The sequence below is a fragment of the Streptomyces sp. NPDC093984 genome, assembly GCF_044764595.1.
GTDB lineage: Bacteria > Actinomycetota > Actinomycetes > Streptomycetales > Streptomycetaceae > Streptomyces > Streptomyces cynarae.
Genome location: NZ_JBIWIM010000001.1, coordinates 319407 through 338938, shown reverse-complemented (window position 1 = coordinate 338938; position 19532 = coordinate 319407). Strand labels below are relative to the sequence as shown.

Genomic DNA, 19532 nt, shown 5'->3' with positions numbered 1-19532 from the left:
CTGAGCGGACCGGCCGGCTGTGCGTGGTCGTGGTGACCATCGTGGTGACCGTCGACGCCCGCGCCCGCCGTGCCGATCGCCACCGTCACACCGCGCCGCAACCCGCCGCGTCGGCGACTTCCCGGTTCGAGGTCGACGACGCGAAGCTGACGCGGCCCGCCTGGAATAGAGGCGGGCCGGTGCATGTTCGGGCTGTCGGTTGATGTATCAACCGAGTGCGGCAGGTAAGGGCGATGCCATCGCGCTGAAGGCGGAGGAGGTCGGTCTGGACGTCTTCGCGTCTGAGGGCGCACGACGGCGGACCGTCCACCGTGCCGTACGAACAGCAACTGGCTGAGCTCTGGCTCCTGTGAGGGACCGTTGCCCGCGCCGGACAACTCCAAGAGGAGGACCGATGAGCGACACCTTCAACGACTACCCGGCGACGAACGGCGTTGCGCCGGACCGCTGGGCGAGCGCCCTGCACCTGTTCGACAACGGCGCCGGTCTCCCGCACGAGGAGACCACGGCGGAGCGCTGGGAGCGGGCCCGGCTGCTGTTCGAGGCGAAGGACTACATCGGGGCCGCGAAACTGCTCGCCGTCGTCGTCGAGGAGGTCCCCGAGCAGACCGCGCCCCGGCTGCTGCTTGCCCGCGCCTACTACCACTCGGCACAGCTGCGGCGTGCCGAGGAGCAGCTGCGGCACATCATCGACCGTGACCCCGTGGAGCACTACGCCCACCTGATGCTGGGCCGCACCCTGCAACGCCAGGGCCGTCACGAGGACGCGGCCCCCTGGCTGCGCATGGCCGCCGCTTTCACCGGAGAGCTCCCGGCCGACGACTGACATGCCGCCGGTGGTGCGACAGCGGGTGGCGGGTACCGATGACACCGGGCCCGCCACCCGAGCACCCGGGAACCACGCTGGCTCACGAGCGACGAGCGACGAGCGGCTCGAGCGGCAGGGATGGGTGCGTCGTGGCCGTGCCCGAGGATGGGCGCGCCACCAACGCCGTGCTCACCGAGGCCGGTTGGGCCAAGACGGTGGCCACCGCCCCCGGGCACGTCGAGGCGGTGCGGAGCCTCGTCACCGACGCGGTCGCAGCGCCACAGCTCGAGCAGTTGACGGGCGCCTGCCTCGGCATTCTGGGCCGGATCGACGCTGTGGACCCCTGACCGGAGGCGCCTCGCGCAGACGGCGTCTCGGCGCTGGTCAGTCGGTGGTGGCAGAGGTGTGGAAGTAATGGCCCTTGTCGAGATCGGCGAGGAGGTCGGGCTGGGTCGGTTCCCAGTCCAGCAGTTCGCGGGTCAGGGTGTTCGACGCCGGGGCGTCGGCGCGGAGGAAGGCGCCCAGCCAGGAGAAGTGCTCGGATGCGGCCTCAGGGGCCACGGAGGCCGTCGGCACATCGAGGTGACGGCCGATCACCTCGGCGATGTCGCGGATCGCGACACCCTCTTCCGCGACGCCGTGCAACACCGATCCGGCGGGGGCCTTCTCGACCGCCAGACGGAACAGCCGTGCGGCGTCGAGGCGGTGGACGGCCGGCCAGCGGTTGGCGCCGTCGCCGATGTAGCCGGAGACTCCCTTGGCGCGGGCAATGGCCACCAGGGTCGCCATGAAGCCGTTGTCTCCTTCGCCGTGGCAGGTCGGAGAGAGCCGCACCACGGATGAGCGGACGCCGCGCGAGGCGAGTGCGAGCACCGCTTGCGCGGTGGCCGGTCGGATCGACGTCGGCGAGCCGTCGATCGTGGGCATGTCCCGCTCGGTCGCCATGCGCCCGGGTGCGAGTCCGACCAGGCCGGAGGCGAGGACGAAGGGGCGGTCCGTGCCGGCGAGCGCGTCGCCGAAGGCGTCGACGGCACGGCGATCGGCCTCGGCGGCGCCCTGGAAGTCGCCGGTGAAGGCGATGTCGTGCTTGAAGGCCAGGTGGATCACCCCGTCCGAGGCGGCGGCCGTGTCCCGCAGGACGCCGAGGTCGTCGAGGGTGCCGCGGACGGCCTCCACCCCGGCCGCGGTGAGCGCGTCGGCGGAGGCGTCGGAGCGGGCCAGCCCGACGACCTGGTGCCCCGCGTCGATGAGCTCGGGCACGACGGCGGAACCGATCCAGCCGGACGCGCCGGTGACAAAGATGCGCATGACAAAGACCCCGAACTGTTGATGTCAGTTACTGTCATCGACGCTAGCACCTGATGTCAGTTGCTGTCATCACGTTAAGATCGGTGCATGGGTAGATGGGAGCCGAACGCGCGTGAGCGCCTGGCGAAGGCGGCGTTGGAGCTTTACAGCGAGCGCGGGTTCGAGCAGACCACCGTGGCCGAGATCGCCAAAAGGGCCGGGCTCACGGAGCGGACCTTCTTCCGGCACTACGCCGACAAGCGCGAGGTGCTGTTCGCCGGCTCCGGTGAACTGGAGGGCCTGCTCGTGCAGGCGGTCGCCGGCGCTCCGGAGTCCGCAGCGCCCATCGACTTGCTGGCCGTGGGCCTTGACGCGGTCTCCAAGGTGTTCGCCGACCGGCGCGAGCACGCGCGGAGGCGGCAGGCTGTGATCATGGCGAACGCGGAACTTAGGGAGCGCGAACTGATCAAGCTCGCCTCGATGTCGGCGGCGCTCGCCGACACCCTGCGCCGACGGGGCGTGGGGGAGCCGGCAGCGAGCCTGACCGCTGAGGCGGGGGTCGCCGTCTTCAAGGTCGGCTTCGAACGCTGGATCGCGGCGGCCGAGGAACGCGAGATGTCGCAGCTGATGCGGGAATCGCTCGAGGAGCTCAAGGCCGTGGCTGCGGGAGCCTAGGAGGAGGGGCGCCCGGCGGCCCTGCCGTGGCACCGCCGCCGACGGCCCCGCCCGCGCGGGCCCGCGTCGTGCGGCGCTCCAACGCGCCTTGTCCGGACCGAAGTTCACTCCTCACCGTCGGACACTCGACAGCCGGATCACACAAGACAACGGCTTCTCACATCAGTGGACGCCCGACCCAATGATCTCGGCGTGCGGCCACTACGATCGGACCTCAAGACAACCATTCGACCGGCCCGTTCGATGCGTGCCGGTCGGGGTCGCCGATGCCAGGGTCCGCTCCCCGGGCTGCGGTGATCTTCCTGCTCAGGAGGACCCTCCCGCATGTTCCGACGTATTGGGAACGCCGTCGTCCGACACCCCGTCTGGACGATCGTGGCATGGTTAATCGCGGCGGTGGCGATCGTCGCCACCGCTCCCAGCCTGCCCTCGAACAGTGACGAGAGCAGTTTCCTGCCCAAGAGTTACGAGTCCATCAAAGCCGCGGATCTCCAGACGAGGGCGTTCCCCAGCGCCTTCACCCCGTCCGCGATCGTGCTGTACCAGCGCACCGACGGCGGCAAGTTGACCGCCGCCGACCAGCAGGACGTCGCCCGGATCACCTCCGAACTGGGCAAGAAGCACATCGACCAGGTGCAGAAGGTCGTCCCCGGCCAGCCGTCCAAGGACGGCAGGTACGCCCTGACCCTGGTCCAGATGGACAGCAAGAACGCCGGCCAGCCCAAACAGGCCGACGCGGCCAAGGTGTTGCGCGAGGATGCCAAGGAACTCGCCAAGGGCACGCATCTCGACGCCAAGCTCGGCGGCTCCGCCGCGCAGGCACTCGACCAGCAGGACTCGTCCCAGCGCGGTCAGGCACTGATCGGCATCGGCACCTTCGTGATCATCCTGGTGACGCTGCTGATCATCTTCCGGGCGCCGATCCTGGCCGTACTGCCCCTGATCCTGATCGGCCTGGTGTCCGCGGTCGCCAACGGGCTGATCGCTTACGCCACCAAGCTGTTCGACCTGCAGGCCAACAGCTCGATCTCGTCCATCCTGATCGTCGTGCTCTTCGGCGTGGGCACGGACTACTTCCTCTTCCTGATGTTCCGCTACCGCGAACGCCTGCGCGCCGGCGACGAGCCCAAGCAGGCCATGGTCAACGCGGTGGACCGGGTCGGTGAGGCCATCGCCTCGGCCGCCGGAGCGGTCATCATCGCCTTCCTCGCACTGGTGCTGTCCACGCTCGGGTTCCTCAAGCAGATGGGCCCGGCGCTCGCCATCGCGGTCGCCGCCACCCTGATCGCGGGCCTGACCCTGATCCCGGCCGTGGTCTCGCTCATCGGGCCGAAGGTCTTCTGGCCCTCCAAGTCCTGGCAACGCGAGCCGGACAACGCCCGTTTCGCCGCCCTCGGCCGCGGCGTGCAGCGCCGCCCGGCGCTGACCGCCGCGGTGTCCGGCCTCGTCCTGGTCGCGCTGTCGCTCGGCACGTTCGGCTACAAGGCCACGTTCGACCTTGCCTCGGGCTCCATGCCCAAGACCAAGGAGTCCATGGTCGTCCAGGACGAGATGCAGAAGGCGTACTCGGCGGGCGCCGCCGCCCCCACCGACGTCTACCTCTCCAGCACCGACGGCAAGCCGCTGGACAAGGCCGCCTTCGACGCGTACGCGAAGAAACTCGGTGCCGTGGACGGCGTCGCAGGCGCCCGTATGACCCAGGTCAACAAGGACGGCACCACCGCGGACTTCACCGTCACGCTCAAGTACGAGGCGTCGACGGACAAGGCGATCGACGCCGTGGGCAGGGTGCGCGACATCGCCCACTCCTCCGCCCCGCAGGGCACCGAGGCCCTCGTCGGTGGCATGTCCTCGATCTACAAGGACATCAATGCCGCGGTCAACCACGACTACCGGACGGTCTTCCCTGTCGCCGCTGTCCTGATCATGGTCATCCTGGGGCTGCTGCTGCGCAGTGTGGTCGCCCCCTGGTACCTGATCGCCTCGGTGGGCCTCGGCTTCGGCGCCACCCTCGGCGCCACCGTATGGATCTTCCAGGAGGGACAGGGACAGTCGGGGCTGATGTTCATGCTCCCGGTGATCATGTATCTCTTCGTGGTCGCCATCGGCACCGACTACAACATCCTCATGATCGCCCGGCTCCGCGAGGAGGCCCGGGAAGGCCGCGAGCCACGTGAGGCGGCCGGCATGGCGCTGAGGCACGCCGGGCCGACCGTGGCCGCCGCGGGATTCATCCTGGCGGCGACCTTCGCCACGATGATGCTGGCGGGCAACTCGCTGCTCACGGAGATGGGTTTCGCGGTCTCCTTCGGCATCGCCGTCGCCGCCTTCGTCATGGCGATGTTCTTCACACCGAGTCTCACCGCGCTGATCGGCCACGCGGCCTGGTGGCCGGGGCACGGGGACCGCGCGGAGGGAGCGCCGGCCGGCACGGCCGCCGAATCCGTCGGTTCTGGGCCCGTCCCCGGTGAGGACCGGAACACGCCCGCGCACGATCCGTCCGGGCGTCGCAGCTAGCGACAGTGTGACGGGCAGGTCTGCCGGGCCGCGCGGCCCGGCAGACCGAACTCGTGACTCCGCACGTCCGGCTGCACACGGGTCAACCGTGGTCTTCGTGTCCCTTGGACACCTGGGCCTTCTTGGTCCTCCCGGCATCCCCTGCCGTGCCTGCCGTCCCGGAATCCGTGGGGGTCCCGGAATCAGCGGCCGTCCCGGAATCCGTGGGGGTGCCGGAATCAGCGGCCGTCCCGGAATCCGTGGGGGCCCCGGAATCCTCGGCCGTTCCGGAATCCGCGATCTTCTTGGCGTTCTGCTTCGGTGCACGGGCGTCGCGGAGTGCGGTCCCTGGTGGAGTGCGGTCGTCAGTGCCGTTGCCGTCGTCCGAGCCGTTCGAGACGGGGGAGCGGGAAGTCCTCGAGTCGGACGGGAGCGTGGACGCGGTCGGTCGAGGGACCGCCGTGGACGGTGCTTCCCTGGTCGCGGTTTTGGTCGGTGACTCGGCCGACGGGGACGAGGGTGGGCCGGAGTCGGGCCGCCCGGCGTTGGTATCGCTGCTGCCCGGGGCCATGACGAGAGTGGCCGTCAGCGTGGCCGAGAGTGCGGTGAGGACGGCGCCCGCCGCACGGCGGCGTGTGTGTTTCGTTGTGCCGGCATGCCTCGTTCCGGTGAGCGGATGTGCGGCTGTGGGCTCGACCGGAAACTCCTCGGCTCCTCCGACCGCGGCACCACCGATGCGGGCAGGGACCCACGCATCGGCGCACAGAGCGGACAGCGCCTGGGCACAGTGCTCCGCGTCCGGACGGGCGCCTGCGTCCTGAGCGGTCATGGCGCTCAGCAGGCAGGCCAGCTCATGGGGCACCGAGGGCGGAACCACGGGTTGGCGGTGAAGGCGGGCCACGGCGGACTCCAACGGGGTGCCCTCGTATTCCAGTTCGCCTTTCAGGCACTCCAGCAGGACCAGGCCGAGCGCGTAGACGTCGGCGGACGGTCCCACTTCCTTGCCCATGACCTGCTCCGGGGACAGATAGGCCGCGGTTCCGATCAGGACGTCGGAGGCCGTGTGCCGCGTGGCGTTCACCAGTCGGGCGATACCGAAGTCCGCCAGGTGAGGGGCTCCGGAGGCGTTCAGCAGGACATTCGACGGCTTCACGTCACGGTGCACGATGCCGGCACTGTGCACATGGGCGAGCGCCTGCGCAAGGGCGGCACCGAGCTCGGCGACACGTCCGGGAGGCAGGGGCCCGGCGGCCAGATGCGTGCGCAGCGTCTCGCCCTTGATCAGTTGCATCACCAGATAGGCGCGCTCCCCGTGCCGGCCGGCGTCGTAGATGGTGACCAGCCCCGGGTGCTGCATACGTGCGAGGAGGACGGCCTCCTCGGAGAACCGCTCTTCCATCTGCGGATCGGTGTCCGGCCGGAAGAGTTTGACGGCCACCTCGCGACCGAGGCGGACGTCGAACGCCTCATAGACGTCGGCGGCGCCTCCCCGGCCGATTCCGGCTCCCAACCGGTATCGGCCACCCACCATTTCCGAAGAGGCCTGCAGCGCCGACCGGAATCCGGAACCTGGGGCCTTCATCTGTCCTCCGTCACCGTCACCGAGCAGTGCAATCAGCGAAACGCTGGGGGCGCGAGTACCCGCCGCCGCGCCGCGCAACCGGACGGAATCGGCATCAACCGCCTCTCACGTCTGCACGGCCACGCCCCGCCGCTGAATCCGGCACTTCCCCAGGCATCCGGGCCGGCCGGGCCCCGACGGCAACGGCCGCCCCGGGATCAGGTCGTCCTCTGCCGCCGGGCCGCCAGCACGGCGTACACGATGACCCCCGCGAACAGGAACAGCACGCCCTGGTACACCGCCGCGTACCCGGCGCCCGCCACGAGCCACAGCGAGAAGGCGGCCGCGACCGACGCGACCACGGCGTCCCGCACGAGCCGCGCCCGGTCGACCGGCTCGCCCCGCCCCGAGACGAGGTGGAAGAGCTGCGCGGCGGTGGCCAGCAGATACGGCACCGTCGCGGTGAACGTGGTGACGAGGACCAGGATCTCGAAGACCTTCGCCGAGCCCGACGTGTAGTTGTAGACGGTGAGCAGCGAGGCGAGGACGACGGTGACGCCGACTCCGACGGTCGGAACGCCCCGCCGGCGGCGCGCGAAGGGCGCGGGGAACAGGCCGTCCTTGGCCGCGGCATAGGGGGTCTGGGCGCTCAGCAGCGTCCAGCCGTTGAGGCAGCCGGTCATCGACACGAGCGCGGCGAGCGCGACGGCCCAGCCGCCCCAGCTGCCGCCGAACATGGCGTTCACGGCGTCCGAGAAGGGCGCGGTGGACTTCACCAGGCGGTCGTGCGCGATCGTGCCGAAGACGGCCAGGGTGCCGAGGAGATAGACCAGCGCCGCGCCCGTGGTGCCGATGACGGTGGCGCGTCCGACGTTGCGGCGGGCGTTCCTGACCTCGCCCGCGCTGACGGCGGCGGACTCCACACCGAGGTAGGAGAAGAGCAGGATCGCGGCGGAGGCGGACACCGCACCGATCGCGCTGCCGCCGCCCGCGTGGAACGGGCCGAGGTTGTGCGGGTCGAAGAAGAACAGCCCACCGACGGCGACGAGCAGCAGCGGTGCGAACTTCAGCACGGTGGACACCAGTTGGACGGCGCCCACGTAGCGGGTGCCCGCGAAGTTGGCGAGGGCGGGCAGCCATTGCAGGGTGAGCGCGGCCAGACAGGCGCTCCAGCGGTGACCGTTCACCGGGATCAGCACGTCGAGGTAGCCGACGGCCGCGACGGCGAGTGCCGCGTTCGACACCCAGGTGGTGATCCAGTACGCCCAGGCGGCGAGGAAACCGGCGAAGTCACCGAAGGCCTCGCGGGCGTAGACGTAAGGCCCGCCGGTGCGCGGGTCACGCTCGGCGAGCCGGCCGAAGACGAGTGCGAGAGCGATGGCCCCGATGGTCAGGACGCCGAAGGCGACCAGGCTGACCGTGCCGTACGGGGCGACGGAGGCCGGGAGCAGGAAGATGCCGCCACCGATGATGTTGCCCATGACGAGGGCGGTGGCGACGGGCAGCCCGAAGCGGCGGGCGTGCCTTTCGGTGGTGCCGGTGGGGTCTTCGGCGGGGGCAGGAGCCGCCAGGGCCTCCTGAGGGGCCGGAGCCGACGGGGGGACGGTTCCGGTGACGTGCATGGGGTGGTGCGCCTTTCATCGAACTGGTGCCCGGGGTCGCCGGGGCGGACCCATGGTCCGGCATGGCCCGATGTGACTCCAAATCGCACGCCTTTGTCCTGTATGGCGCCGTCGAGCGCCGCAAAAGATGCGCCGTGGCGGTCGCCGAGCCGGGAATCGTTCAGCGGCGGCGGATCTGCATGCCAGGGCGGCGCTTGTGGACGGTGAGGTAGGACAGTCCGCCTTCCCCCGCGGTGACGCTGCGGGTGGAGCCGCGCGGCAGCCAGAGCAGGGTGCCCTCGGTGAGAGGGCGTGGCCCGTCGGGGCTGCCGAGGACGCCGTCGCCGGCGACGACCAGGAGAAGGACGTCCAGGTCCGGCTCGGTGTGGGTGTCCACGCGCTGCCGGGCGGGCAGGCGGATGAGGTTGGCGTCGAGCTGGCGTCCGGACTCGGCGAGCTTCCACATCGCGCCGGCCGACTCCGGGGCGATGTCGGTGAGGGCCCGGATGTCGCACAACAGGCGCGGGACGGCGGCGTCCACGGGCATGCCGTCCGATGCGGGGGCGGAGGGGTCAGTCATCGATGGCCGTTCGTCCGGTGCGTAGGTGTGCCTATTATTCCAAGTGATATTCGTAGAAATTCAGCGGAGGCGTCCGGCCGGTGGCCGGTCCGCGGCCGTGGCGGAGAAGGGGGTGAGCGCGCCGTGAGCGGTGCGGTCGAGCGCCCTCGTAGGCGGGAGGTGCTGCGGGCGCTGCGCTCGTCGGGGCGGCCGTTGGGCGTCACCGAGGTCGCGCAGCGGCTCGGCATCCACGCCAACACGGCACGCTTCCACCTGGACGCTCTGGTGGAGGGGGGCGAGGCGCGGCGGAGCCTGGAGGAACCCTCGGGCCGCGGACGCCCCCGCGCCGTCTACACCCCGCGGCCGGGCATGGACCGCGCGGGTGTGCGCAACTACCGCCTGCTGGCCCAGATGCTGCTCAGCCGCCTGGCGTCAGCCGGTCCCGGCGCGGCGGAGGCCGCCCGGGAGGCCGGGCGCGCCTGGGGCCGCTACCTGGCCGACCCGCCACCCCCGTTCCGGCGGCTGACGGACGAGGAGGCGGCCACCCGGCTCACCGCCCTGCTGGCCGACCTCGGCTTCGCTCCCGAACCCGGGCAGGGCGCCCCGGTGCCGGAGACCATCCGGCTGCGGCACTGCCCGTTCCTCGAACTGGCAGAGGAGTACGGCTCCGTCGTCTGCCCGCTGCACCTGGGCCTGATGCAGGGCGCGCTCGCGGAATGGGGCGGCCCGGTCACCGCCACCGCACTGGAGCCGTTCGCCGAACCCGGTGCCTGCCTGGCGCGCCTGGGACACGCGGCCCGGCCCGCCGCAGGAGAACGGGCACACGATCCGACGGAGCCGGGGCCGCCCCGGGCGACCGCTGCACAGAAGGGCGAATGAGGGAATGAATACGACGGGGGCCGCCATCGCGTCCGCGGTGACCTTCGTATGGCTGGGCATGGTCCTGGCGATCTCCTTCCTGGAGGCGCCGTTGAAGTTCCGTGCCCCCGGAGTGACGATTCCCATCGGGCTCGGCATCGGCCGCCTCGTCTTTCGCGCGCTGAACCTCGCCGAGGCCGTATGGGCCGTCGTCTTGATCGCGGCGGTGGCGGCCGGAGGCTCGCCGACCGGTGTGGTCGTGCTCACCGCGTGCGTGGTGGTGCTGCTGGCGGTGCAGCTCGGTGTGGTCCGGCCGCTTCTCAACCGGCGGTCCGATCGCGTGCTGGTCGGAGAGACCGGGGAGGACGCGCCCCGCTCCCGGGCGCACCTGTACTACGTGGCCCTGGAGATCCTCAAGGCCGTCGGCCTGATCGCGCTGGGCGTCAGCGTGCTGACACGGTGAACCCAGCCGCACGGGGAGGACCCACGACCGGGGTCGCCGAGCCGGAGCGGCTGCGGGACCAGGCGTTCGGACGATCCTGGACGTATGAGGCAACAGGCGCTCGTCACCTTCGGACACGGTACGGCGGACCGCGACCGGCTCTCGGACCTGTTGCGCGCGGCGGGGATCGCCGCCGTGGTGGATGTCAGGACCGCGCCGGGAAGCCGCCGCAACCCGGACGTCGGCAGGGAGCGGCTGCGGCAGTGGCTGCCCGAGTGCGGGATCGCCTACCGCTGGGAGCCGCGACTGGGTGGATTCCGCAAGGTGCCGCAGGACTCACCCGACACCGTGTGGCGCAACGAGTCCTTCCGCGGATACGCCGGACACACCCGGACGGCCGAGTTCGTCGACGCGATCACGCTGCTCCTCGAGGAAGCCGCACAGCGCCGGACGGCCGTGATGTGCGGGGAGGCGGTCTGGTGGCGCTGCCACCGTCGCCTCATCGCCGACTTCGTGGTGCTCGCACGCGGGCGGGCCGTCCTGCATCTGATGCACGACGGCCGGCTCGTCCCGCACTCCCTCAGCCAGGGAGTGCGGCTGCGCGACGACGGACTGCTCGTCTACGACGTCGAGCCTCCGGCCGGGCAGTGAGCGGGTAGGCCGCAGAAGCGGGGGACCGACCGGTGCGGCGCGAGGCCGGGCTGCCGGACCGCACGGCGGAACGGCAGGGTGTCCCCGGCGCACCCTGCCGTTCCGGGCGGGGTCAGCCGAAGCGGCCCGGACGGAAGTCCGCGAGGAGCGGGCTGGGCTCCCCGGTGACGATCTCGTCGGCCAGCAGTTCACCCGCGATCAAAGCGAGCGTCGCCCCGCTGTGCGTGAACGCCACGAACAGGCCGGGTACCTCGTCGAGTTCGCCGAAGACCGGCTCGCCGTCGCCGGGGATCGGCTTGGGCCCGACCCCGTAGGAGGCGGCGGTCAGTACGGGGTTGCCCTCCAGCACGGCCGACGCCTCGCGCAGCAGCCGCTCGACCGTGGCGTCCTTGACCTCGTAGCTGCCGTCCGGGTGGACGACCACCTCGTCCGCCGCCGCGTCGGAGTCCATCACCAGTGAACCGTCCGGCGCAGGACGCACGGCCACACGCGGGGTGTTGAGCACCGCTCGCAGGGCGGTGTCCACGGGCGGGGTCCGCACCAGGAGGGCCACCGGGGTGGCGTCCGGGATGGTGACACCGTATTCCTGAACCATCCGCGGCACGGCGGCACCGGTCGCCAGAAGCACGGCATCGACGTCGATCCGCTCACCCGACCCGGTCCGCACGGCCCTGGCACGGCCTCCCCCCACCATGACGGATGCCGCTCCGGCACCGGTGACGATCCGGCCGCCGGCCCCAGTGAGGTCGGCGGCGAGCCGCTGGACGAGCGCCGCGAGGTCCACCCAGCCCTCACCGGGGTTGAAGATCGCCCCTTCGTCGGGGACGGCGGCCGGGTCGACGCCCGGCGTCCGGTCGGCGACCTCGTCGCGGTTCAGCCACACCGCGTCGTAGCCGCACCGCCGCATATGGGCGAACGCCGAGCGATGCGGCTCGGTGTCACCGGACGGGGCCCAGGTCAGTCCGCCGTCGAAGCGGAGGTAGGGGGAGGAGGACGGAACCCGGTGCGCGAACGTGCGGTAGCGGTCCAGGCCCAGCATCCGCAGGTCGTGGTAGGCCGCCGAGCGGACGCCGGGACCGCCGAAGGAGTTCAGCCACGACAGGGAGCGCCCCGACGCGCCCGAGGTCAGGCCGGAGTCGGTGACCAGGACGACGTCCGCGCCGCGCCGTGCGAGCTGTGCCGCGGTCGACACGCCGAGCACGCCACCGCCGACCACGGCCACGCGGCGACGGCTGGAGGAAGAAGAGGACGAAGGTGAGGAAACGGGCATGGTGAACGTGCCTTTCCGCGGGCGCCGTGAGGGATGCGCTCGCATGAGCGTGTTGGGTGCGTGCGCCGCGTCGTGTACGCGCTGCGCTGAGCGAGGATGAGGGTGAGGGTGAGGGTCTCGGGGCCAGGCCCTGTGTCAGTCGGCGCGGGCGTCGCCGCGCCGCGGCTCCGCGGCGCTGGAGCGGACGAGCAGCCGAGTGGGCAGCACGATCCGTTCGCCGGGGCTGTCGTCGCCCTTGATCCGGGCGAAGAGCCGCTCGGCAGCGGTGCGTCCCATGTCCATCGGCGACTGGCCCACCACGGTCAGCGGCGGGTCGACCAGAGTCGTCCAGTCCAGATCGTCGAAGCCGACCAGCGAGATGTCGCCCGGGAGGGCGAGGCCCCGCTGCCGGACGGCTGTGAACAACCCCTGGGTGGCGACGTTGTCGGCGGCGAAGACGGCGGTCGGCGGCTCGGGAAGCGACAGCAGCGCGTGGGCCTCCTTCTCGAACTCTGCGGCGTCCCCGATCACCGAGCAGCGGATCAGCTCCCGGGACGACTCCGCGCCGTACGCGTCCAGAGCGGCCAGGTAGCCGCGGATACGGTCGATCGAGGGGCGCGCCGCCCCCCGTACGGTCAGCCGGCCGTTGTCCGACGTGACCAGTTCGGGGCTTTCGTCGGGATCCACGTACAGGAGCATCCCGATCCGCCGGTGGCCCAGCTCCAGCAGATACTCGACCGCCTCCCTCGCGGCGCCCTCGTTGTCGATGACGACGCTGTCCGCGTCCAGGGCGCTGCTGTGGCGGTCGAGCAGGACCACCGGCACCCCGAGGTCCTGGGCGCGCCGCAGGTGGGCGACGTCGATCACGGCGTTCGGCGCGACGACGAGGCCCTCGATCTGCTTCTCCAGGAAGACCTTCACCGCGGCCCGTTCGGCGTCCATGCGGTCGTCGCTGTTGGCCAGGATCGCCTCGTAGCCCTCCTCGCGGGCCACGTCGCAGATGCCGCGCATCGCGGTGGCGAAGTAGGGGTTGGAGATGTCGACCCCGATGAAGCCGATGGTGCGGGTGCCGCCGGAGCGCATGCTGCGGGCGACGCCGTTGGGGGAGTAGCCGAGCCTGGCGGCGGCGGCCCGCACCTGGTCGCGCAGGGCGTCGCCGACCCGGCCGTAGTCGCCGAGGGCGCGGCCCGCGGTGGCCACCGACACGCCGGCCTCGCGGGCCACGTCGGCCACCGTCGGACGCTTGCGTCCGCCCTGCGCTCCCGTACCGTTCGCCGCCATCACAGCACCTGCGAGAGGAACTTCTTCAGCCGCGCGGACCGCGGCGCGTCGAAGATCTGCTCCGGCGGCCCGGACTCCACGACGACTCCCGCATCCATGAACACCACTGTATCGGCGACCTGCCGGGCGAAGCCCATCTCGTGGGTCACGACCACCATGGTCATGCCCGCGCCGGCCAGCTCGGCCATCAACTCCAGGATCCCCTTGACCAGTTCCGGGTCCAGCGCGCTCGTGGCCTCGTCGAACAGCATCACCTGCGGCTCCATGGCCAGAGCCCGGGCGATGGCGACCCGCTGCTGCTGCCCGCCGGACAGCTGGGCGGGCCGGTGTCCGCCACGGTCGCCGAGCCCGACGTCGTGCAGACGCCGCAGCGCGATCTCGGCGGCCTCCTCCTTCGACAGCTTCTTCACGGTGCGCAGCGCCAGCGTGATGTTCTGCAGGGCCGTCTTGTGCGGGAACAGGTTGAACTGCTGGAACACCATGCCGATGCGCTGCCGCAGCACGTCGGGGTCCATCGCCGCGGTGTCCTCGCCGTCCAGCAGGACCTCGCCCGACGTGCGGGTCTCCAGGCCGTTCAGACAGCGCAGCAGGGTCGACTTGCCCGAGCCGGAGGGGCCGATGACGCACACCACCTCACCGGCCGGCGCCGTCAGGTCCGCACCGCGCAGCACCTCGACGGGCCCGAACCGCATCCGGATGTCGCGCGCCTGAAGGGAGGCGCCCGTGTACCGCTGCTCGGCCGGGGAGACGGTCAGGTCCGGCGTCCTCACACCAGCACCTCCTTCGGGTCGACGAGCGAGGGCTCCTCGGGCGCCGCCGCCGGACGGGAGCCCTCGCGCAGCCGCCGGTCGATGTGGTTGACGAGGTGGGTGAGGGGGACCGTCAGCAGCAGGTAGCACAGGCCGGTGGCCAGCAGCGGTGACAGGTTGCCCGAGGTGACCGACTCGTCCTCGCCGATCCGGAACAGCTCGCGCTGGGTGGTGATCAGCCCCAGGAAGTACACGAGGCTGGAGTCCTTGATGATGCCGATGAACTGGTTCACCATCGCCGGCAGCACCCGCCGCACACCCTGCGGCACCACCACCAGGCGCAGCGCCTGGCCGTGGGTGAGGCCGAGGGCCCGGCACGCCTCGCCCTGTCCCTTGTCGACGCTCTGGATGCCCGAGCGGAAGATCTCCCCGATGTAGGCCCCCGACATCAGGCTCAGCGCCAGGATGGCCGCCGGGTACGGCGAGGCCAGCCAGCTGACCCGGGCCGCGAACACACCCTCGCCGATCACCAGGATGGTGAGCGCGGCGGGCATACCGCGGAAGACGTCGGTGTAGACGCGGGCGGGGAACCGCAGCCAGGGGCGGGACGACAGGGCCATGACCGCGAGCACCATGCCGATGACACTGCCGAGGAGTGCGGACAGCACCGACAGCAGCAGGGTGTTGCGCAGGCCGTAGGTGAGCAGGTCCGGCAGTACCCGCCCGATCAGACGCCAGTCGAAGAAGTTGTCGAGGAGGTCGTTCACTTCAGGGCCTTCGCCTTGTACGGGGGCAGCTGGCTGCCGCTCGGCACCGGGTCCTCGGGGAAGTACTTCTTGTAGAGCTTCAGCCAGGTCCCGTCGGCGACGACTTCCTTCAGCGCGGTGTCGAGCTTGCTCCGCAGCGGGGTGTTGCCCTTGCGGACCGCCCAGCCGGCGGGGAAGTCGGTGGCGGGGACGGTGAGGGGCTGGCTCAGGTGCAGGGCCGGGTACTTGCCGGCGATGGCGCGGTTGGGACCGTAGTCGTTGAAGAACCCGTCGACGCGGCCGTTCTTCAGGGCCAGGGCGGCCGTGTTGTTGTCGGGGAAGCGGACGATCTGCGCGCCGGGGATCAGTGTGGCGGAGTTGACGTCGGTGATGGAGCCCTGGAGGACCGCGATCTTCTTTCCCTCGACGCTGGAGACCTTGGACGTGATGCCGCTCTTCGCGGCCGTCAACAGGCCGAAGTAGCCCGCGAGATAGCCGTCGCAGAAGTCGACCATCTTCACACGGTCGGTGGTGATGCCCACGGCCGCGGCGGCCACGTCGAACTGCCGATTGTTGACCGCCGGCAGCAGTCCCGCGAAGTCCAGCGAGACGAACTGCGGCTTCAGCTTCAGCTTCTGTGCCGCTGCCGAGATCAGGTCGACGTCGAAGCCGGTCAGCTTGCCGTTCTCCTCGTAGGTGTACGGCTTGGTGTTGTTCGACGTGCCGACCTTCAGCGTGCCGGCCTGGGCCACGCCGGACGCGTTCGCGGCCGACGAGCTCGCGTCCGCCGCGGAACCGGAACCGCAGCCGGTCGCGGCGAGGGCCAGCACGGCCGCCGCGGCGGCCACCCCTCTGGCCGAGCGGAACTTCCCCATGTCTCCTCCATGCGTGCTGGAACGTCATGCGTGCGCTGAGCACCGGACCCGTGCCGGGCGCACGGGATTCCGGCCGGTGGTGCGGGTGGTGACGGCCTGATCGACGGGGCCGAACGGCGGTTGCCGGGTGGCCGACGGCTGCGGAGCCGGATGCCCCTCCGCGGTCGCGGACGGCACGTGAGGGGCGCGACAGGTCCCTCGACGCGCGCTTGCTGAGAACGTTCTCTCGGAAGTCTTGAGAGAACGTTCTCCCGGCTGGGTGAGAGAACGTTCTCACGTGCGTCATGGGCGGTCAATACCCGCGTGGGCCGGAAGTTGTCGCCGTGTGGGCTGCCGCCCCAACGCGCCACCGATGTCTTGACCTTGCCGGAACGGCGGCTTAACGTTCCGGCGTTCGAGGTGATTGAAACGATTCAAAACGTTCGGTCTCCGAATCCTCTGGGTCGCACTCATGCATGGACACATCTCGCGGCGGGGCGGGATCTCACGCCGCTCGGTTCTGGCCGCCGGCCTGGCCGCCGCCGGCACCGCGGTGGCTCTCCAGGCCACGTCGCCGGGTCGCGTCGCCCTCGCCGCCGACGGAGTAAGCGGGCGGCCGGGCGGCGAGTGGTTCGGCCGCGAGTGGTTCGCCGACCCGCCGCGGTCGGTGCGTCCCAGGTTCCGGTGGTGGTGGCCGGACGGCCCTACCTGGACCTCGGGCAGGTCAGCGACACGTTCCGGGTGACCGTCAACGGCACGCGGCTGGCGCCCGCCGACCGCCTGCACCCCGTCGTCGACGTGGGCGCCCTGCTGTGACAGGGCGACAACACCCTCGAGATCGAGGTGGCGACACCCCTCATCAACCGCCTCAGGGCCGTCCAGGCGGCCGTGTTCGGCGCCGCCGCCCGCCAGGCCCACGGCCTGGTCGGACCTGTGCGGCTGGTGCCGTACGTGCAGGCGACCGTGGGCTGAGGCGGACCGGCACACCTGGCTGCCGCCACGTGATCCGTGGCACGCCCGGCTGCGCCGGGTGCGCCACGGCCGAGCCGATCCCGGTGGGGAGCGGCTCGACCAGGGCGCCCGGCGTCGCCGGTCCTGTGCGGCGCCCCGTCAGTCGGGTGCCGTGGCCGGAGCCTCGCGGGTGGGCGCGATGGGCTCCGGCACGGCGGCCTTCGGGGCCCGGTGTGTGCGGGAGGAGCGGCGACCGCGGAGCAGCAGCCGTCGTGCGGGGCGTTCCACCGCCTCGTACAGCACCCAGGACAGGGCGAGGGACAGACCGAACGCGATGGCGGTGGTGACCGCGGCCGTCGGCAGGCCGAAGCGGGGCGAGTTGCCGAGCAGGCTGGTGCCGGCCCGCAGCACCAGAAGGTGGATCATGTAGAACGCGAACGAGAGTTCCCCCAGGCGCACCAGTCGCCGGTGCCGCCACAGCGAGGGCAGGCCGCGCAGGTCGGCGACGGCCGCCGCCGGGATGAGCAGCGCGAAGCCGATGAGGGTGCAGGCGGTGGCCGGGTACCCCCCGTCGGTGATCTGCGGCACGAGGAAGTAGCCGATGATCGCCAGGGCGAGTGAGGCTTCCAGGCCGGGACCGCGCCACCGTTCGAGCCGCACCAGCCGGGCGGTGGCGGCGCCGAGGACGAACTCGGGCAGGCGGGCGGCGGGGAGGGAGTAGAGCGACTGGCTCACCCAGTCGTGGGCGTCCGCCCGGGCGAGGACCAGGACCGCCAGCACGGATGCCCCGGCCAGCGCCGCCGACGCCCGGGGACCGAGACGGCGCAGGACGACCACCATCAGCGGGAAGGCGGCGTAGAAGAAGGCCTCGCAGGCCAGCGACCAGCTGACCGGGTTCAGCGTCTGCCACCAGGGCTGCCGCCAGGCGTGCACCAGCAGGACGTTGGCCACTCCCTGGGCCGCCGTCGGCTTCGCCAGATGGGGCGGCGTGTAGACCATGAGCAGCGCGATCCCGGCGGTGACCAGATGAACGGGAAAGATACGGGCGATGCGCCGCCGCCAGAAGGAGAGCACGCGGTCGTTCGGCCGCGCGGTCCACATCAGAACGAATCCGGACAGGATGAAGAAGAACGACACCCCGGTACCCCCGGCGTCGAACGCCCAGGTCATGATGTGGCCGCCGGTGCCTCCGAAATAGCCGAAGTTGCGCACGTGCAGTCCGAAGACCAGGAGCGCGGCCATCCAGCGCAGTCCGGTGAGGGACGGCAGCGACGGCGCCGGAGCGGACGGAGGGACCCTTGTGGCGGGCTCGGTGGTGGCGGCGGGCGCTGTCCGGGGCGCCGTCGTCGTGTCGTCTACCGGGGGTGTGCGAACGGGCATGAAGGGGAACGTTGCCCGTTCGCCACGTTTCATTCGGGGGCAGTAGGGAACGTCACACCGGCACGGACGATCTCCCTCGGCCGCGTGTCCGGATCCGCCGCAAAGGCGGGGCTATGGGTGCCGTCCGGCTCAGTGGTGTCCGCGTCCTTCGCCCAGGCGCTCCAGCACGGCTCGCGCCATGGCTTCCTCGCCTTGGGCGTTGGGGTGCGCGGGGGCCGCGGGCGAGGCCGGCTGCAACGGCTCGATCCAGCGGTCCGCCGGGGCCTTGCACATGTCGTGGCCGCGCGTGGGGCCGTAGGTGTCGACGTACTCCGCCCGGTTCCACTCCGCCACCAGACGGAGCATCAGGTTCAGTCGCTTCTCGGTGTCCCGCAGATAGGGGAAGTCCTTCGACGCGAACGGGACCGAGGGGTAGCAGCCGCTGCCGTCGTCGGGCAGGAGGTCCGGGTAGCCGACGACGAGCACCCGGGCGTGCGGTGCCCTGGCGTGCACGGCCCGCAGGACACGGTCCACCTTCGGCGCCGTCTGCGCGACGGCGAGCGTCAACCGGTCGACCCCGGAGGAGGCGTACGAGCGCCGGCACGGATCGCCTGTCGGGTCCTGCGAGCTCAGGCGCGCGCAGGTGGCGATGATGGAGCCGAAACCGATGTCGTTGCCGCCGATCTGAACCGTCACCAGATCGGTGTCGCGCCGCACCGCGTCGAGCTGGGGCGCGTTGGTGCCCTGAGCCTTCCACATGTTGTCGGTCGTCGCGCCGCCGCAGCTCACGTCCCTGAACGCGGTCACATGCCGCTCCGCCGCCACGAGCGAGGGGTAGTTGTGGTCGGAGCGGGCGCAGGCGGCGTCCACCTGCCGGGGGATGACGGGGCCGGAGGTGTAGGAGTCCCCGAGTGACACGTAGTGCGTGTCGCGGGCGGTCCCCGCCTCGTGCGCCGCGGCAGGTGCCGTGGAGGTGGCGAAGAGGGCCCAACCGCAGAGGGCCGCGCCCACGGCGAGCGGCCACCGGCGGCGTCTCGCCGCTCCGGGTCTCTCCGCTCCACGTCCCGCCGCTCCGCCCGGATGGGTGTCGTGCGCCGTGGAAAGCCTGGCGTGCGCCATGGAAGTCCTCCCCCTGAGGCCGGAACGGCGCGCGGAGCCCGCGTCGGGCGGTGGCCGGCGCACGTTCGCCGGGGCCTGTATACCGGTCGCCGCGTCATCGGGACCAGGGGCGGGAAGCGAGAATTTTGTGGCATGCCCGCTTCAAACTGCTGTCCTGTGTCACTGGTCATCGAGTGTGTGCCATTGAAGTTTGTGTGGCCTGGGTGACTCAGGCTCCGACTACGGCGCTCCGCTCGATGTGGTTCATGTGTGACACGCCCCCGCTTCCGGCGTCCTCCATAGACCT

Annotated in this window: 18 protein-coding genes and 1 pseudogene; 8 read left to right on the top strand and 11 right to left on the bottom strand. The window is 71.2% G+C overall.

Translation table 11 applies throughout. From position 1 onward, the window contains the following. The first annotated feature begins 394 nt into the window (after positions 1 to 394). Positions 395 to 826, top strand: a complete 432-nt coding sequence (locus tag ACIRC0_RS01610; RefSeq protein WP_403609787.1) for a tetratricopeptide repeat protein — start codon at positions 395 to 397, stop codon at positions 824 to 826. Positions 827 to 963: 137 nt separating this feature from the next. Then, the gene (locus tag ACIRC0_RS01605) at positions 964 to 1155 is read left to right on the top strand and encodes a hypothetical protein (protein WP_403609785.1); all 192 of its coding nucleotides are present in this window, start codon (positions 964 to 966) and stop codon (positions 1153 to 1155) included. Between the two features lie 37 nt (positions 1156 to 1192). On the opposite strand, the gene ACIRC0_RS01600 is transcribed toward ACIRC0_RS01605, so the two are convergent. Continuing rightward, positions 1193 to 2116, bottom strand: a complete 924-nt coding sequence (locus ACIRC0_RS01600) for an SDR family oxidoreductase (RefSeq protein WP_403609782.1) — start codon at positions 2114 to 2116, stop codon at positions 1193 to 1195. An 87-nt stretch (positions 2117 to 2203) separates the two neighbouring features. On the opposite strand from ACIRC0_RS01600, the gene ACIRC0_RS01595 reads away from it, so the two are divergent. Together ACIRC0_RS01595 and ACIRC0_RS01590 are read left to right on the top strand one after the other, a co-directional pair. Beyond that, on the top strand, positions 2204 to 2770 hold the full coding sequence (locus ACIRC0_RS01595; RefSeq protein WP_403609779.1) for a TetR family transcriptional regulator: 567 nt from the start codon (positions 2204 to 2206) through the stop codon (positions 2768 to 2770). Between the two features lie 324 nt (positions 2771 to 3094). Next, positions 3095 to 5287, top strand: a complete 2193-nt coding sequence (locus tag ACIRC0_RS01590; protein ID WP_403609777.1) for an MMPL family transporter — start codon at positions 3095 to 3097, stop codon at positions 5285 to 5287. 82 nt (positions 5288 to 5369) lie between these two features. Here ACIRC0_RS01590 and ACIRC0_RS01585 read toward each other — a convergent pair whose 3' ends face one another. From ACIRC0_RS01585 to ACIRC0_RS01575, 3 genes are all read right to left on the bottom strand, one after another. Beyond that, entirely contained in the window at positions 5370 to 6776 is a 1407-nt protein-coding gene (locus tag ACIRC0_RS01585; RefSeq protein WP_403609774.1) for a protein kinase, read from the bottom strand. A gap of 269 nt (positions 6777 to 7045) precedes the next feature. Continuing rightward, a complete protein-coding gene (locus tag ACIRC0_RS01580; protein ID WP_403609771.1) occupies positions 7046 to 8449 on the bottom strand; it encodes an amino acid permease in 1404 nt (467 codons plus the stop codon). Positions 8450 to 8609: 160 nt separating this feature from the next. Then, a complete protein-coding gene (locus tag ACIRC0_RS01575) occupies positions 8610 to 9008 on the bottom strand; it encodes a cupin domain-containing protein (RefSeq protein WP_403609769.1) in 399 nt (132 codons plus the stop codon). Between the two features lie 123 nt (positions 9009 to 9131). Here ACIRC0_RS01575 and ACIRC0_RS01570 point away from each other — a divergent pair, with 123 nt between their 5' ends. From ACIRC0_RS01570 to ACIRC0_RS01560, 3 genes are all read left to right on the top strand, one after another. Then, positions 9132 to 9866 carry a helix-turn-helix transcriptional regulator gene (locus ACIRC0_RS01570; protein WP_403609766.1) on the top strand — a complete coding sequence of 245 codons (735 nt, stop codon included), beginning with the start codon at positions 9132 to 9134 and terminating at the stop codon, positions 9864 to 9866. Positions 9867 to 9870: 4 nt separating this feature from the next. Next, complete coding sequence (locus tag ACIRC0_RS01565; RefSeq protein ID WP_403609764.1) at positions 9871 to 10308, top strand: hypothetical protein; 438 nt, start codon at positions 9871 to 9873, stop codon at positions 10306 to 10308. 84 nt (positions 10309 to 10392) lie between these two features. Continuing rightward, on the top strand, positions 10393 to 10938 hold the full coding sequence (locus ACIRC0_RS01560; RefSeq protein WP_403609762.1) for a DUF488 family protein: 546 nt from the start codon (positions 10393 to 10395) through the stop codon (positions 10936 to 10938). A gap of 112 nt (positions 10939 to 11050) precedes the next feature. On the opposite strand, the gene ACIRC0_RS01555 is transcribed toward ACIRC0_RS01560, so the two are convergent. From ACIRC0_RS01555 to ACIRC0_RS01535, 5 genes are all read right to left on the bottom strand, one after another. Beyond that, entirely contained in the window at positions 11051 to 12160 is a 1110-nt protein-coding gene (locus ACIRC0_RS01555; protein ID WP_403609759.1) for an NAD(P)/FAD-dependent oxidoreductase, read from the bottom strand. Between the two features lie 183 nt (positions 12161 to 12343). Next, positions 12344 to 13468 carry a LacI family DNA-binding transcriptional regulator gene (locus ACIRC0_RS01550; RefSeq protein WP_403609756.1) on the bottom strand — a complete coding sequence of 375 codons (1125 nt, stop codon included), beginning with the start codon at positions 13466 to 13468 and terminating at the stop codon, positions 12344 to 12346. Further along, positions 13468 to 14238: an amino acid ABC transporter ATP-binding protein gene (locus ACIRC0_RS01545; protein ID WP_403609754.1), complete on the bottom strand. Its 771-nt coding sequence runs from the start codon at positions 14236 to 14238 to the stop codon at positions 13468 to 13470. Before ACIRC0_RS01545 ends, ACIRC0_RS01550 begins: the two co-directional genes overlap by 1 nt. Continuing rightward, complete coding sequence (locus ACIRC0_RS01540) at positions 14235 to 14984, bottom strand: amino acid ABC transporter permease (RefSeq protein ID WP_403609751.1); 750 nt, start codon at positions 14982 to 14984, stop codon at positions 14235 to 14237. The genes ACIRC0_RS01545 and ACIRC0_RS01540 overlap by 4 nt, the downstream gene beginning before the upstream one ends. Further along, complete coding sequence (locus tag ACIRC0_RS01535; protein WP_403609749.1) at positions 14981 to 15838, bottom strand: ABC transporter substrate-binding protein; 858 nt, start codon at positions 15836 to 15838, stop codon at positions 14981 to 14983. Before ACIRC0_RS01535 ends, ACIRC0_RS01540 begins: the two co-directional genes overlap by 4 nt. Positions 15839 to 16525: 687 nt before the next feature. On the opposite strand from ACIRC0_RS01535, the pseudogene ACIRC0_RS01530 reads away from it, so the two are divergent. Beyond that, positions 16526 to 16789 (top strand): annotated as a pseudogene (locus tag ACIRC0_RS01530) (hypothetical protein); the annotation flags it as partial. Positions 16790 to 16927: 138 nt separating this feature from the next. On the opposite strand, the gene ACIRC0_RS01525 reads toward ACIRC0_RS01530, so the two are convergent. Together ACIRC0_RS01525 and ACIRC0_RS01520 are read right to left on the bottom strand one after the other, a co-directional pair. Next, complete coding sequence (locus tag ACIRC0_RS01525) at positions 16928 to 18148, bottom strand: acyltransferase family protein (RefSeq protein ID WP_403609746.1); 1221 nt, start codon at positions 18146 to 18148, stop codon at positions 16928 to 16930. Between the two features lie 129 nt (positions 18149 to 18277). Further along, entirely contained in the window at positions 18278 to 19246 is a 969-nt protein-coding gene (locus ACIRC0_RS01520; RefSeq protein ID WP_403609743.1) for an SGNH/GDSL hydrolase family protein, read from the bottom strand. Positions 19247 to 19532 lie beyond the last annotated feature (286 nt).